Here is a 13,414-nt window from a genome sequence, read left to right on the forward strand (position 1 = left end):
CGGCGACGGCGACGGCCGCCGCGGCGAGCGCCGTCGAGTCGGCCCCGCCGGAGCACGCGACCAGCAGCGGGACAGTGCCGTCGACCGGGACCGCGCGCAGCGCCGCGCGCACGGCCCGGCGCACCCGCGCCACCGCCGCGTCCGTCGCCCGTCCGGTCACGCCGTCACGGTCGCACGGCGACGGGTGGGGTGGCGGGTGGGTCAGCCGTGGACCCTGCGGATCCAGGCACCGGGGTCGGACAGCTCGGAGCGCAGTGGCAGCGTCTCCGGGCCCTCCCAGACCTTGTTGAACCCGTCCATGCCGGTGGCCAGCACCACGTGCGAGGTGAACGCCGAGCCGACCGCGTACTGGCGGACCTTGGCCTCCACCCCGAGCAGCGCGCGCAGCAGCCGGTCGACCAGCCCGCCGCCGCGGCGGCGGATGGTGAACCGCTGCCGGATGGTGGCGACGCTGGGGACGACGTCCGTGCCGACGGCGTCCATGACGTGGTCGGCGTGGCCCTCCAGCAGGGTCGTCAGCGCGAGCAGCCGGTCGAGGACGGCCCGCTGCTCGGGCCCCTGCAGCAGCTCGACGATGGCCAGCGAGTCGCCCTTGGACGAGCGGACGGCCCGCACCAGCTCGGGCAGCTTGTCGATCGAGGGGCGCTCGCCCTCGCCCGTCCAGCCGCGGCCCAGCGACAGGAACCGGCCGATCTCGCCGGAGAAGTAGTCGCGCAGCCAGGGCACCGCGGTGAACTGCAGGCGGTGGGTGGCCTCGTGCAGGCAGACCCAGAGCCCGAAGTCGGCGGCCGGCACGTCGAGGGCGCGCTGGGCGGCGTGGATGTTGGGTGCGACCAGCAGCAGCCGCCCGGCCTTGTCGGCCCCGCCGAACGGGTCGTACTGGCCGAGGACGCGCCCACCCAGGTAGGCGACGAGCCCGCCCAGCTGCAGGCCGGCGGTGCGGCCGGTGACCGCCCTGGCCACCTTGGAGACCGCGGGCAGCTCGGCGCCCGCGGTGAGCTCGGCCATGCCGTGCAGCGCGGCCTCGGCCCAGCCAGGCCGGTCGACGACGTCGGCGGGCAGCAGGGCCAGCCCGTGGCCGAGGCCGGTGACGTCGCGGACGTGGCCCTCGGCGATGCGGGCGTCGGTGCGCAGGCGGGCCACGAGCTCGGTGGCCTCCTCGCGGGTGGCCTCCGGGCCGGAGTTCATCAGCCGGGACGCGGTGCGCACGGCGAGGTCCCAGTCGACCGGCAGGCCGCGCTCGAGGGGGCCGGGATCCGGGGGTGTCTGGTCGATCGCGTGCGTCACGCCCCCACGCTACGCACCACCACCCCGACCGCGCAGGGCCACGAGCGCCCGGACCCGGCGGAATGCGTGCGGCGCGGACATTCCGGGCGGGTCGGATCCGGTCAGGGGGCCGGGTCGTCGCCGGTGCGCCGGATCATCGGCAGGACGGCCGCCGGCACGTCCGACTCGACGGGCCGCGGGTGCGCCACCAGCGGCCCCGGCAGCAGGAGACCGTCGCCCAGGCGCACCACGGCTCCGACCGGGCCGCGACCGGTGGCCCGCAGCAGTTCGTCGCCGTCGAGGGTGAGCACCGCGTCGGCGGCGAGGTGCCCGGCCGGGACGTCGACCAGCAGGCCGCCGCGCACCACCGCCACCACCCGCCGCAGCCGCAGCGTGACGACCAGCTCGAAGCGCAGCGCGGTGACCTGAGCACCGCCGGCGAGCACGTCGACGGTGGGGTGGTGGGTGGAGGTGATCCGGTGGTCGCCGATGCGGACCTCCTCGGCGGCCCGCCCGACCCGGGTGCGCAGGACGGCGTCGGCCAGCTCCATGCGCTCGGCCCAGCCCTCCACGACGAGCTCACCGAGGTCGACGTCGAGCAGGCGGTGCAGCACCTCGCCGACACGCTGGTCGAGCACGCGCTCCGCGTCGGCGGGCAGCCGCGGCGTCCCGCGCAGGGCGCGCTCGGCGACCCCGTTGCGGTGCAGCGCGTCGGCGAGCACATCGCCGCGGTGCGCGCCGAGCAGGGACGCCACCGTCGTCGGCATCGCCAGCAGCGCCGTCACGCCCGCTCCCCCTGGGCCCTCGCGGGCCGCGGTCGGCCCGTCCCCCGAGCCGTAGAGGCCCGGCGTCCGCGCCCTGATACCGCCCGTCCCACGATCCGGGACCGTCAGCGGCAGCCGCAGGAGGACAGGGCCGCGGCGATCGCGTCCAGCTTCGGCCGGGTCGTCGACGGGCTGTCGCCGTTCGACATCAGCGCGAACACCAGCAGCCGTCCGTCGGCGTCGGTGACCACCCCGGCCAGGCTGCTCACCCCGGTCAGCGTGCCCGTCTTGGCCCGCACGACACCCCGCCCGCCCCCGGCCGGGTCGCCGGGCGTGAAGCGGTCGTCGAGGGTGCCGACGCCGCCGGCCACCGGCAGGCCGGTGAGCACCGGGCGGAGGAACTCGACGTCGTGCGGTCCGGCGGCCGGGGCCGCCGCGGCGGCCAGCACCGAGCCCAGCAGCTTCGGCGTGACCCGGTTGGCGGTGGACAGCCCGCTGCCGTCGACCAGGACGGTGCCCTCGGGGTCGAAACCCGCCTGGCCGAGCGCGGCCAGGACCGCGGACCCGCCGTCGGCGAACGTCGACCCGCTCTCGCGCGAGAGCGCGACCTGGCGGGCCAGCACCTCCGCGAGGACGTTGTCCGACGTGCGCAGGGTGTGCTCGACCAGCTCGGAGATCGGGGCGGAGGTCACGGTGCCCAGGCGCTCGGCGTCGGGGGCGGCCTCGGTCGTCTCGACGTCGTCGGGGTCGGCGCCGAGCAGACCGGCCAGCGCGCGGCCCGCGGCGAGGGCCGGGTCGGTGATGCGGGGGCCGTCCTGCAGGGTGGGGTCGATGCGGCCGCCGTCGAGCATGAGCGGCTCGATCGGGGCCACGTAGCCGGCCGGGATGTCCTCGGGCAGCCATCCCTCGGCGAGGGTGGGGCCGGAGTAGAGCGAGGTGTCGACGAGGACGCGGCGGACCGGCGTCGCGACCGCCTCCTCGACCTGCTCGGCCAGCTCGGTGAGCCGCGAGGGGTCGGGGTAGACGGTCGCCTTCCCCGCCGGCAGGGCCGTCAGCGTCGGGTCGCCGCCGCCGACGAGCACGACGGTGCCCGGGTCGGGGCCGGCGACGACGCGGGTGGCCAGGGTGTCGGTCGGGTTGAGGGTCAGCAGCGCCGCCGCGGCGGTGAGCAGCTTGCCGGTGGACCCGGGGGTCAAGCGGCTGTCGGCGTCGCGCTCCCAGAGAGCGTCGCCGGAGGCCGGGTCGATGACGACGCCGCCGAAGCGCCCGGGCACGGCGTCGGCCCGGCCGTCGAGCTCGGCGGCCAGGCCCGCGTCGCTGGGGGTGGGGGCGTTCGCGGCCAGCGGGCCCAGCACCGGCACCGGTACCGGGAGCGCGGGCACCGCGGGCCTGCGGGGCGCGCCGAGGCCGGGCACCAGACCCGGCGCGGTCAGCGCCAGCGCGGCGGCCGAGCTGCACAGCAGGCCGACCACCACGACCGCGACCAGGACCCACCGCGCGCGGCTCGGTCGCGTCCGACCAGTGGCCTGCCGACCTGACACCGCTGCCCGCCCTTTCCGTCCACGGCGACGCCCGAGTCCGCCACCTGGTCGGTGGCGGCAGGGTCGGCCGGTCACCGCACCGCCGATCCGGTCCCCGACAATAGAGCCGGCGCCGGGGCCGGTCGGGTCCGACCGGGCCCGGCGCATGCTCGCCGGCACCCTCGAACACCTCAGGAGCGACAGTGGACTTCGACGTCACCATCGAGATCCCCAAGGGTGGGCGCAACAAGTACGAGGTGGACCACGAGACCGGGCGCATCCGCCTCGACCGCACCCTGTTCACCGCGACCCAGTACCCGGCCGACTACGGCTTCATCGAGGACAGCCTCGGCGAGGACGGCGACCCGCTCGACGCGCTGGTCCTCGTCCAGGAGCCGACGTTCCCGGGCTGCCTGATCCGGGCGCGGGCGATCGGCATGTTCCGGATGAAGGACGAGAAGGGCGGCGACGACAAGGTCCTCTGCGTCCCCAGCGACGACCCCCGCCAGGAGCACCTGCGCGACATCCACCACCTGCCCGAGTTCGACCGGGCCGAGATCCAGCACTTCTTCGAGATCTACAAGACCCTGGAGCCGGGCAAGAGCGTGGAGGGCGCCACCTGGGTGGGCCGGGCCGACGCCGAGCGCGAGATCAAGTTGAGCTGGCAGCGCGCCAAGGACGCCGCCGAGCACGGCGAGCACTGACCGCCCGGGCGCGCGCCCGGCCGTCCCGCGCCTCGCGCCCCCGGTTCAGGAAAGCCACGTTCCGGCCCTCTGCGGGCAGCATCGTGGCTTTCCTGAACCAGGGGCGGGAGCCGTCGCGTCCGGGGCGGGGGGTGTGTCGGCGTGTCAGGGGGTCGGGGCGGAGGCCGGGGCGGGCGGAGCCGCCTCGTCGGCCTTGGCCGCCTCCACGCCCGACAGGGTGCGCAGCGGGAGCTCCTTCATCATCGACACCGCGAAGAGCCCCAGCACCAGCACGGCGCCCGCGGTGAGGAACACCGTGCTCATCGCGTCGGCGAATCCCTCCAGGATCGGTCGGGCCAGCACCGGGTCGGCCGCGGCGAGGAAGGACGAGTCCTCCAGCGAGGGCGTCCCACCGCCCTGCAGGCCGGCCAGGATCGGCGCGTTGGCCGGGTTCGCGGCGACGGCCGGGTCGGCGACGGCGGCCCGGAACTCCGGCGTCGCTGCGGCGTCGCGGAAGTTGTCGGCGACGTGCCCGCCCAGCGAGCTGAACAGCACCGACAGGAACACCGCCGTGCCGAGCGTGCCGCCCAGCTGGCGGAAGAACGTCGAGGACGCGGTGGCCACGCCCATGTCCTGGGGCGGCATCGCGTTCTGCACGGCCAGCGTGATCGGCTGCATGTTGGCGCCCAGCCCCCAGCCGAGCACCACCATCACGATCACGACCTGCCAGTACGGGGTGTCGACGCCGACGAACGACAGCGCCACCGCACCGACGATCATCAGCGACAGGCCCAGGATCGGCCACACCTTGTAGCGCCCGGTGCGCGAGATCAGCTGGCCGGAGAACACCGACATCGACATGATCCCCAGCACCAGCGGCAGGGTCTGCAGGCCGGCCTCGGTGGGCGAGGCGCCCTTGACGATCTGCAGGTAGAGCGGCAGCAGCGCGACGACGCCGAACATCCCGGTGCCGGCCACGAGCGCGGCCAGCGACCCCCAGCTGAACACCCCGTTGCGGAAGAAGCGCAGCGGGAGCAGGGCGTCGTCGCCGATGCGGCGCTCGGCCCAGATGAACGCGACGAGGCCGACGGCGCCCAGCGCGTAGCACCCGATGGCGCGCGGCGAGTCCCAGCCCCAGTCGCGGCCCTGCTCGGCGATGATCAGCAGCGGCACCAGCCCGACGGTCAGCGCGACGGCGCCGGGCCAGTCGATGCGGTGCTCGCGGCGGGTGTGCGGGACGTTGAGCACCTTGGTGACCACGGCCAGCGCGAGGATCCCGAGCGGCACGTTGACCAGGAACACCCAGCGCCACCCGGTAACGCCGAGGATGTCGTCCTGGCCGGCGAACAGCCCGCCGAGCACCGGGCCGAGCACGCTCGACGTGCCGAACACGGCGACGAAGAAGCCCTGGTACTTGGCCCGCTCCCGGGGCGAGACGATGTCCCCGATGATCGTCAGGGCGAGCGAGAACAGCCCGCCGGCGCCCAGCCCCTGCAGGGCGCGGGCCCCGGCCAGCTGGTACATCGAGCCGGCGAACCCGCAGGCCACCGAGCCGATCACGAAGATCGAGATGGCCAGCAGGAACAGCGGCTTGCGCCCGTACAGGTCCGAGAGCTTGCCGTACAGCGGGGTCGAGATCGTCGCGGTGATCAGGTAGCCGGTGGTGGCCCAGGCCTGCAGGCTCAGCCCGTCGAGGTCGTCGGCGATCGTGCGGATGGCGGTGGCCACGATCGTCTGGTCCAGCGCGGCCAGGAACATGCCGATCATCAACCCGGCGAAGATCGTGAGGATCTGCCGGTGGGTCAGCCCGCCGGCGGGCGCCGTTGCGGCGGCGCCGCTGGGCTCGGACATGGGGGCTCTCCTCAGGACCGGGCCGCGGACGGCTCGGGGCGGGCGTGGTCGGGGCCGGGCTCGACGAGGAAGTCGTCGGCGAAGCGGGTGAGCAGGTCGGCCAGGGCTTCCCGGTCGGGCTCGGGCCAACCGGCGAGCACGCCGGCCACGTGCTCGTTGCGCAACCTGCGGTTCTCCTCGAAGACCCGGCTGCCCTCCTCGGTGGCGGCGAGCAGGGTGGCCCGGCCGTCGTCGGGGTCGGCGGTGCGCTCGACGTAGCCCAGCTTGACCAGCTGGGCGACCTGCCGGCTGATCGTCGAGGGGTCGGAGTGGACCTCCTCGGCGAGCACGACGGCCCGGCGCGGGCCGCCCTTCACCAGGTGCACCAGCAGGTGGTAGGTCGCGCGCTCGACGGCGTCGGGGTGGTCGGACTGGCGCTGCGCCTTCTTGCGCTCGATCAGCCGGATGAGCCGGATGAGCGCGGTGCTGACGCGGTCGGCGACGGCGATGTCCTCCTCGGACGGCATGTGTCGTCCTCCTCCGATCGCGGTGCCGAATGCGTGTGCCACGCAACAAGTTGTCGCACGCAAGGATGCGGGTTGCCGGCGGTTGCCGGCAACCCGCATCCGGTGTGATCTACGCGGGTGCGCTCAGGCGACCCGCTCGAACACGGCGGCCAGCCCCTGCCCGCCGCCGATGCACATCGTCTCCAGGCCGTAGCGGGCCTCGCGGCGGTCCATCTCCCGGGTCAGGGTGGCCAGGATCCGCCCGCCGGTGGCGCCCACCGGGTGGCCCAGCGAGATGCCCGACCCGTTGACGTTCACCCGGTCGAAGTCGGCGTCGGCGAACTTCCACTCCCGCGTGCAGGCGAGCACCTGGGCGGCGAACGCCTCGTTCAGCTCGATCAGGTCCATGTCCGACAGCGCCAGCTCGGCCGCGTCGAGGGCCTTGGCCACCGCCGGCACCGGGCCGATGCCCATGGTGGCCGGTGGCACCCCGCCCACCCCCCACGAGACCAGCCGCGCCAGCGGGCGCAGGCCCAGCTCCTCGGCCCGCGCCGGGTGGGTGACCACGCAGATGGCCGCCCCGTCGTTCTGCCCGCTGGCGTTGCCCGCGGTGACCGTGGCCTCCGGGTCGTCGCGGCCGAGCACCGGGCGCAGCCCGGCCAGCTTCTCCACCGACGAGTCGGCGCGGATGTGCTCGTCGGTGTCGACGACGGTGTCGCCCTTCCGGCCCTTCACCGTCACCGGGATGATCTCCTCGGCGAACCGGCCGGCGTCGCGCGCGGCCGCCGCCCGCTGGTGCGAGCGCACCGCGTACTCGTCCTGCTCGGCGCGCGGGATCGAGTACTCGCGGCGCAGGTTCTCCGCCGTCTCCAGCATGCCGCCGGGGACCGGGAAGTTGACCCCGCCCGCGGTGACGCGCCCGCGGGCCAGCGCGTCGTGCAGCAGCACGCCGGGGCCGCCCTTGGCGCCCCAGCGCATCGCCGTCGAGTAGAACGGCGCGTTCGACATCGACTCGGCGCCGCCGGCCAGCACCACGTCCGATGCGCCCGCGCTCACCTGCATGGCCGCGTACAGCACGGCCTGCAGCCCCGACCCGCAGCGCCGGTCGAGCTGCAGGCCGTTGACGGTGACCGGCAGGCCGGCGTCCAGAGCGGCGACGCGGCCGATCGCGGGGGCGTCCATGGTGGGGTAGCAGTGGCCCAGGATCACGTCGTCGACGGCGTCGCCGGGCAGCCCGGTGCGGTCGAGCAGGCCCCGGATCACCGTCGAGGCCAGCACGTGGGCCGGCACGTCGCGCAGCGAACCCCCGAAACCGCCGACCGGCGTGCGCACCGGCTCGCAGATGACCGCGTCCCGCATCTGATGCCTCCCTACCCGGACGCCCCTGCGCGCCCTGCCGCTGTTAGAAGTACTGCCGGGTGAGCCACTCCGCGACCACCGCCGGCCGCTCGGAGCCCTCGATCTCGACGGTCACCTTCAGCGTGACCTGCAGCGCGCCGCCGCTGACCTCGGACACATCGGCCAGGTCGATGTTCGCCCGGACCTTGCTGCCCACGGGCACCGGCGAGGTGAACCTCACCTTGTTCAGCCCGTAGTTGATACCCATCTTCACGCCGTCGACCCGGTAGACCTGCGCGGCCAGCGGCACGATCAGCGACAGCGACAGGAAGCCGTGCGCGATCGTGGTCTTGAACGGGCCGGCCGCGGCCTTCTCCTGGTCGACGTGGATCCACTGGTGGTCGTCGGTGGCGTCGGCGAACGTGTCGATGCGGGACTGGTCGACGGTGAGCCAATCACTCGCCCCGACGTTCGTGCCCGCGGCCGCCTTCAGCTCGTCCGGCCCGTTGAAGATCCGCATCCTGGCTCCCGGTCTCGTGCAGCTCGTCGTCGTGCTGACGCCATGCGCTGGTTTCGCTGATGAGTGTGCTGATCTCGCTCCCCGGTCACCCTGCCACATCGACGGCCGCGCCAGGACCTGCCCGGAATGGCGCTGCCCACTATGGTCGTGCGTCGAGCGAGGAGGCGGGATCGGACGGCATGACGGGGCAGCGGGGGCACCAGTGGTAGTGCCGCCTGATCGACCCGAGGGCGGCTGGCACGAGGCGGTCGCGTTCAGTGGCCCCACCGACCTGGCCGCTCGGCTCGCCCCGCGCGTCACCGCCGCGACGACCGCGGGCGACCCGGTCGTCGCCGTGCTCGCCCGCGACGAGCGCGGCGCGCTGCAGGCCGCGCTGGGCGACACCGCCGACGGCGTCCAGTTCCTCGACCCCGCCGACGTGCACACCGTGCCGCCGTTCACCGTCGCCGTGGGGTGGGCCCGGACCAACCGGCGCATCACCGAGCCCGGCGGCCGGGCCCTGGTCGTCGGCCAGCACCTGGAGGACCTGCCCGGCTGCGGGCCCGAGTACTGGGCCCGCCTCGACATCGCCCTGGACGTGGCCACCGCGGACCTGCCGGTCACGGTGCTGTGCCCGTTCCCGGTCGCCGCTCCCCAGGCCCTGGTCCGCGCCACCCACCCGCACGTCGGGACGGCCGCAGGCGTCATCGCGGGCGAGGGCTACCGGCCCCCGCAGGAGGCCGTCGTCGACTTCCCGCCACCGCCCCCGCCCGACCTCGGGCGCCCGGCCGCGCAGCGGCCGTTCGACCTGAGCACGCTGGCCGAAGTGCGGGGCACGGTCACGACGGTGGCCGCCGCGGCCGGGCTCGTCCCGGAGGACGTCGCCGACCTGGTGCTGGCGGTGAACGAGCTGGCCTCCAACAGCATCGAGCACGGCCCCGGCGCCGGGGTGCTGCGCATGTGGGACCGCGACGGCGACGTCGTGGCCGAGGTCTTCGACGGCGGCCACATGGAAGTGCCCTTCCCCGGGCTGACGCTGCCCCCGCCGCGGGGCGAGCGCGGCCGCGGTCTGTGGCTGGCCTCCGAGCTGTGCGACGTGCTGCAGGTGTGGAGCGCCCCCGGCGAGGGCACCACCATCCGCCTCACCCTGGGCCGCGGGTGAGCGCCACGGCCGCCCGCTGATCAGGCGATCCGCAGGACGAGCTTGCCGGTGTTGTCGCCGCGGAACAGCCGCAGCAGCGTGTCGCCGAAGTCGGCCACCGAGCCGGGCACGACGTCCTCCTCGCTGCGCAGCCGCCCGTCGCGCAGCCAGCCCGCCATCTCGGCGGCGGCCCCGGCGTAGCGGTCGGCGTAGTCGAACACCACGTAGCCCTCCATCCGCGCCCGGTTGACCAGCAGGCTCATGTAGTTCGCCGGACCGACCGGCCGCCCCTCCGCGTTGTACTGCGAGATCGCCCCGCAGAGCACGACCCGGGCGCCGCGGCGCAGCCGGGTGAGCGCGGCGTCGAGGATCTCGCCGCCCACGTTGTCGAAGTAGACGTCGACGCCGTCCGGGGCGGCGGCCCGGATCGCCTTGCGGACGTCCTCGGACTTGTAGTCGACGGCCGCGTCGAAACCCAGCTCCTCGACCAGCAGCCGGCACTTCTCCGGGCCGCCCGCGATGCCCACCACCCGTCCGCCCCTGATCTTGGCCAGCTGCCCGACGACGCTGCCGACCGCGCCCGCCGCCCCGGACACCAGCACCGTCTCGCCCTCGGCCATCGCGCCCACGTCGAAGAGCCCGAAGTAGGCGGTCATCCCGGTGATCCCCAGCGCCGCCAGGTGCGTGGACATCGGCGCGACGCCCACGTCGACCCGCTGCACGTCCGAGCCGTCCGACTCGGCGTACTCCTGCGAGCCGAACTGCCCGGTCACGTGGTCGCCGACGGCGAAGTCCGGGTGCCGGGACGCCACGACCTCGCCCCCGGCGAGCGCCCGGAAGACCTCCCCGATGCCGACCGGCGGCACGTACGAGCGGACGTCCCTCATCCAGCCGCGCATCGCCGGGTCGAGCGAGATGTGCGTCACCCTGACCACGAACCGGCCCTCGCCGGGCTCGCCGACCGGCTCCTCGGTGTGCGCCCAGGTCTCGGGACCGGGCAGCCCCGACGGGCGCGAAGCCAGCCTGACCTGGTGGTTGACGGTGCCTGCGGCGAGATCGCTCATGGGCAATGCCTACCCGTCCGGGGCCGGGACCGACAGGCGGCGCGCCACCGCGCCTGCCGCCCCGTCGACGCGCGGGGCGGCCGCGGGTGACGATGGGGGCATGGACGCGGTGGCGCGGTTCGCCGGCCTCGTCGAGCGGCCCGACCCGCCGCTCGACCGGGCCGCCCTCGCCATCGCCGCCGGCGCCGACCCCGCGCTCGACGCCGAGCCGTGGCTGGCCGAGCTCGACCGCCTCGCCGACGGCGTGCACTCCCTGGACGACCTGCTGCGCAGGCTGTTCGTCGAGCGCCGCTTCGCCGGCAACACCCGCGACTACACCGACCCGCGCAACTCCCTGCTCGACCACGTCCTGCGCCGCCGCCTCGGCATCCCGATCACGCTGGCGGTGGTGGCGATCGAGGTCGGGAGGCGGGCCGGGGTGGCGCTGGAGGGCGTCGGCATGCCGGGCCACTTCCTCGTCCGCCCCACCGGCACCCCCCGCCACCTCGACGTGTTCGCCGGCGGCGCCGAGCTGAGCATGGCCGAGTGCGAGCGGCTGTTCCGGGCGTCGTCGGGCACCGGGCGGCGCACGCCGTTCGGCCCGCACCTGCTGGCCACCGCCCCCACCACGGCGATCCTCACCCGGATGCTGCTCAACCTGCGCGGCACCTACCGCGCCCGGCGCCGCCCGCACGACCTGGAGTGGGTGCTGCGGATGCGGCTGGCGCTGCCCGGGGCCGACCTGACCGACCTGCTGGAGCTCGCCGAGACGCTGGGCGACCAGGGCCGCTGGGTCGAGGGGGCCCGGCTGCTGGAGGAGCGGGCCGAGACGGTGACCGCGGCCCGGGCGCTGCAGCTGCGGGCCTCGGCCCGCGCCCTGCGCGCCCACCTCAACTGATCGGGCGCACGCCCCAGCTGCCCGTCCAGACCTCGCCCACGCCGAGCTCGATCAACCCGACGCCGGTGTTGAGCGCGTCCGGCGGGCAGGTCATCGGCTCGACGGCGACCACGCGGCCCCGGCCGGGGTGGTCGTCCGGGGTGAACACCTGCACGAACCCGAACACCGGCTCCGCCCACAGCTCGACCTCCCCGCCCGGGCCGGCCAGGCGGTGGCGGACGAGGCCGTCGGTGGGGGTGCAGTCGCCCCAGGCGTTGTCGAGGTCGAGGCCGCGCAGCGGCCTGCCGCCGCGGAAGTCGAGGTCGTCGGGGACCGGGACGGCGGGGCCGGTGGGCAGGCCGCCGTCCAGCGGCAGGGAGGACGCGGCCGACAGCGTCAGCACCGAATCGTCGGTCTCGGAGTCGCCCGCCCGCAGGTAGGGGTGGGCGCCCACGCCGAACGGCACCGGGTCGCTGCCGATGTTGCGGACGGTGTGGGTGACGGTGAGGCCGTCGTCGCCGACCGCGTAGCGGATCGCGGTGTCCAGCGGCACCGGCCAGCCGGGCTGCACCGTCACGATCGCGTGCAGCTCGACGGCGTCGGCCGCGTGCTCGCGGACCTCGTAGACGGTGTGCCGGAGCAGGCCGTGGATGGCGTTGCCGCCTGCGGGCTCGGTCAGCGCGAGCTGCTGGGGCTCGCCCCGCCAGGTCCAGCGGCCCTTCGCCGTCCGGTTCGGCCATGGCACCAGCACGGTGCCGGCCCCGCGCGGCGGGCGGCGGTCCTCGGCGAACGTCTCGACGTAGGCCCGGCCACCCGAGGTGAAGGCGCGCAGGCCCGCCCCGACCTGGGTGACCACCGCCCGGGCCGGACCCGCGGAGATCTCCAGTTGGTTGCCCGTCGGCAGCATCGGCGTCACCACGCCGGGAAGCCTAGGACGCCGCGGCCCCCACCGACGCCCGCGACCCGCGGGACGGCTGCGCCCGTCAGGTGAGCGTCGTCGCGTGGACGCCGAACGGCCACCACGCTCGCATACGGTGGTCGGGTGGCATCCTCCCGCAGGCTCCGGGCCCTGATCACCAATGACGACGGCATCGACTCCCCCGGGCTGTGGACCCTGGCCGCGGGCGCCCGCGAGGCGGGCCTCGACGTGATCGTCGCCGCCCCGCACGTCGACTCCAGCGGCGTGGGCGCGTCAGTGCTGGCGGTGCGCGAGAACGGGCGCGTGCGGCTGCACCCCCGGGAGAACGCCGACCTGCCCGGCGTCCCGGCGTTCGCGGTGGAGGGGCACCCGGCGTTCATCGTGCACTCGGCCGGGCGTGGCTGGCTCGACCCCCAGCCCGACCTGGTCCTGTCCGGGGTCAACTACGGCGCCAACACCGGCCACTCGGTGCTGCACTCGGGCACGGTCGGGGCGGCGCTCGCCGGGTCGCTGCACGGGTGGCGGGGCCTGGCGGTCTCGCTGGACAGCGGCGCGCAGATCCCGACCGACCCGCACTGGGACGCCGTCCGCGCGGTGCTGCCCGGCGTCATCGACCTGCTGCTCGGCTCGCCCGAGGCGACCGTGCTCTCGCTGAACGTGCCGAACCGGCCCGCCGCGGAGCTGGGCGAGCTGCGCGAGGCCCGGCTGGCCCGGTTCGGCTCGGTGCAGATCCGGGTCGACCAGCGCAGCGGCGACGACGGCGACGCGCTGCACGCGAGCCTGGTCGAGGTCGGGTCGCCGGAACCCGGCACCGACATCGCCCTGCTGGCCGAGGGCCACCCCACGCTCACCCGGCTGTCGTCGGTGGGCGAGCTGCCCGGCGTCCTGAACGCCGTCCCCGTCTGATGCGATGAAGGAGCGGGGCCTCCGCTCCTCGTGACCCTCGGCTCATGCTCGAGGTGTGCACGCCATCGATTCGAGGAGGCCCCTGTGAGCGGAGCATACGAGGGACGCCAGATCGTCGGGGT

At 75.1% G+C, this 13,414-nt stretch carries 13 protein-coding genes; 4 read left to right on the forward strand and 9 right to left on the reverse strand.

The window, feature by feature from the left end; translation table 11 throughout:
• Positions 1–201: 201 nt before the first annotated feature.
• From KIK08_RS32475 to dacB, 3 genes are all read right to left on the reverse strand, one after another.
• Positions 202–1,287: a zinc-dependent metalloprotease gene (locus KIK08_RS32475; RefSeq protein WP_308258031.1), complete on the reverse strand. Its 1,086-nt coding sequence runs from the start codon at positions 1,285–1,287 to the stop codon at positions 202–204.
• A 101-nt stretch (positions 1,288–1,388) separates the two neighbouring features.
• Positions 1,389–2,051, reverse strand: coding sequence for a hypothetical protein (locus KIK08_RS32480; RefSeq protein WP_214407141.1), 663 nt, complete (start codon positions 2,049–2,051; stop codon positions 1,389–1,391).
• 104 nt (positions 2,052–2,155) lie between these two features.
• Positions 2,156–3,505, reverse strand: a complete 1,350-nt coding sequence (gene dacB / locus KIK08_RS32485; protein ID WP_214407142.1) for a D-alanyl-D-alanine carboxypeptidase/D-alanyl-D-alanine endopeptidase — start codon at positions 3,503–3,505, stop codon at positions 2,156–2,158.
• Between the two features lie 248 nt (positions 3,506–3,753).
• On the opposite strand from dacB, the gene KIK08_RS32490 reads away from it, so the two are divergent.
• Complete coding sequence (locus tag KIK08_RS32490; RefSeq protein WP_214407143.1) at positions 3,754–4,254, forward strand: inorganic diphosphatase; 501 nt, start codon at positions 3,754–3,756, stop codon at positions 4,252–4,254.
• Between the two features lie 144 nt (positions 4,255–4,398).
• On the opposite strand, the gene KIK08_RS32495 is transcribed toward KIK08_RS32490, so the two are convergent.
• The 4 genes from KIK08_RS32495 to KIK08_RS32510 all read right to left on the reverse strand — a co-directional run bounded on the left by KIK08_RS32495 (position 4,399) and on the right by KIK08_RS32510 (position 8,427).
• Complete coding sequence (locus KIK08_RS32495; RefSeq protein ID WP_214407144.1) at positions 4,399–6,084, reverse strand: MDR family MFS transporter; 1,686 nt, start codon at positions 6,082–6,084, stop codon at positions 4,399–4,401.
• Between the two features lie 11 nt (positions 6,085–6,095).
• The gene (locus KIK08_RS32500) at positions 6,096–6,590 is read right to left on the reverse strand and encodes a MarR family winged helix-turn-helix transcriptional regulator (RefSeq protein WP_214407145.1); all 495 of its coding nucleotides are present in this window, start codon (positions 6,588–6,590) and stop codon (positions 6,096–6,098) included.
• A 123-nt stretch (positions 6,591–6,713) separates the two neighbouring features.
• Complete coding sequence (locus KIK08_RS32505; RefSeq protein WP_214407146.1) at positions 6,714–7,928, reverse strand: acetyl-CoA C-acetyltransferase; 1,215 nt, start codon at positions 7,926–7,928, stop codon at positions 6,714–6,716.
• A 43-nt stretch (positions 7,929–7,971) separates the two neighbouring features.
• Positions 7,972–8,427 carry a MaoC family dehydratase gene (locus KIK08_RS32510; RefSeq protein ID WP_214407147.1) on the reverse strand — a complete coding sequence of 152 codons (456 nt, stop codon included), beginning with the start codon at positions 8,425–8,427 and terminating at the stop codon, positions 7,972–7,974.
• A gap of 208 nt (positions 8,428–8,635) precedes the next feature.
• Here KIK08_RS32510 and KIK08_RS32515 point away from each other — a divergent pair, with 208 nt between their 5' ends.
• Positions 8,636–9,568 carry an ATP-binding protein gene (locus KIK08_RS32515; protein ID WP_214407148.1) on the forward strand — a complete coding sequence of 311 codons (933 nt, stop codon included), beginning with the start codon at positions 8,636–8,638 and terminating at the stop codon, positions 9,566–9,568.
• A 20-nt stretch (positions 9,569–9,588) separates the two neighbouring features.
• Here the strand turns inward: KIK08_RS32515 and KIK08_RS32520 are convergent, their stop codons facing one another.
• On the reverse strand, positions 9,589–10,611 hold the full coding sequence (locus tag KIK08_RS32520) for an NADP-dependent oxidoreductase (RefSeq protein WP_214407149.1): 1,023 nt from the start codon (positions 10,609–10,611) through the stop codon (positions 9,589–9,591).
• Between the two features lie 100 nt (positions 10,612–10,711).
• On the opposite strand from KIK08_RS32520, the gene KIK08_RS32525 reads away from it, so the two are divergent.
• Positions 10,712–11,488, forward strand: coding sequence for a transglutaminase-like domain-containing protein (locus tag KIK08_RS32525; protein WP_214407150.1), 777 nt, complete (start codon positions 10,712–10,714; stop codon positions 11,486–11,488).
• Here the strand turns inward: KIK08_RS32525 and KIK08_RS32530 are convergent.
• A complete protein-coding gene (locus KIK08_RS32530; protein ID WP_214407153.1) occupies positions 11,481–12,374 on the reverse strand; it encodes an aldose 1-epimerase family protein in 894 nt (297 codons plus the stop codon). The genes KIK08_RS32525 and KIK08_RS32530 overlap by 8 nt on opposite strands.
• Positions 12,375–12,509: 135 nt before the next feature.
• Between KIK08_RS32530 and surE the strand changes: the two genes are divergently transcribed.
• Positions 12,510–13,292: a 5'/3'-nucleotidase SurE gene (surE, locus tag KIK08_RS32535; protein ID WP_214407151.1), complete on the forward strand. Its 783-nt coding sequence runs from the start codon at positions 12,510–12,512 to the stop codon at positions 13,290–13,292.
• The last annotated feature ends 122 nt before the right edge of the window (positions 13,293–13,414 follow it).

It is taken from the genome of Pseudonocardia lacus, from assembly GCF_018531445.1.
In the GTDB taxonomy this organism is placed as follows: Bacteria; Actinomycetota; Actinomycetes; order Mycobacteriales; family Pseudonocardiaceae; genus Pseudonocardia; species Pseudonocardia lacus.

Coding starts and splice junctions, on each gene's coding strand:
- KIK08_RS32500 (WP_214407145.1), bottom strand. CDS start 6,590: ATGCCGTCCGAGGAGGACATCGCCGTCGCCGACCGCGTCAGCACCGCG.
- KIK08_RS32505 (WP_214407146.1), bottom strand. CDS start 7,928: ATGCGGGACGCGGTCATCTGCGAGCCGGTGCGCACGCCGGTCGGCGGT.
- KIK08_RS32510 (WP_214407147.1), bottom strand. CDS start 8,427: ATGCGGATCTTCAACGGGCCGGACGAGCTGAAGGCGGCCGCGGGCACG.
- KIK08_RS32520 (WP_214407149.1), bottom strand. CDS start 10,611: ATGAGCGATCTCGCCGCAGGCACCGTCAACCACCAGGTCAGGCTGGCT.
- KIK08_RS32495 (WP_214407144.1), bottom strand. CDS start 6,084: ATGTCCGAGCCCAGCGGCGCCGCCGCAACGGCGCCCGCCGGCGGGCTG.
- KIK08_RS32530 (WP_214407153.1), bottom strand. CDS start 12,374: ATGCTGCCGACGGGCAACCAACTGGAGATCTCCGCGGGTCCGGCCCGG.
- KIK08_RS32525 (WP_214407150.1), top strand. CDS start 10,712: ATGGACGCGGTGGCGCGGTTCGCCGGCCTCGTCGAGCGGCCCGACCCG.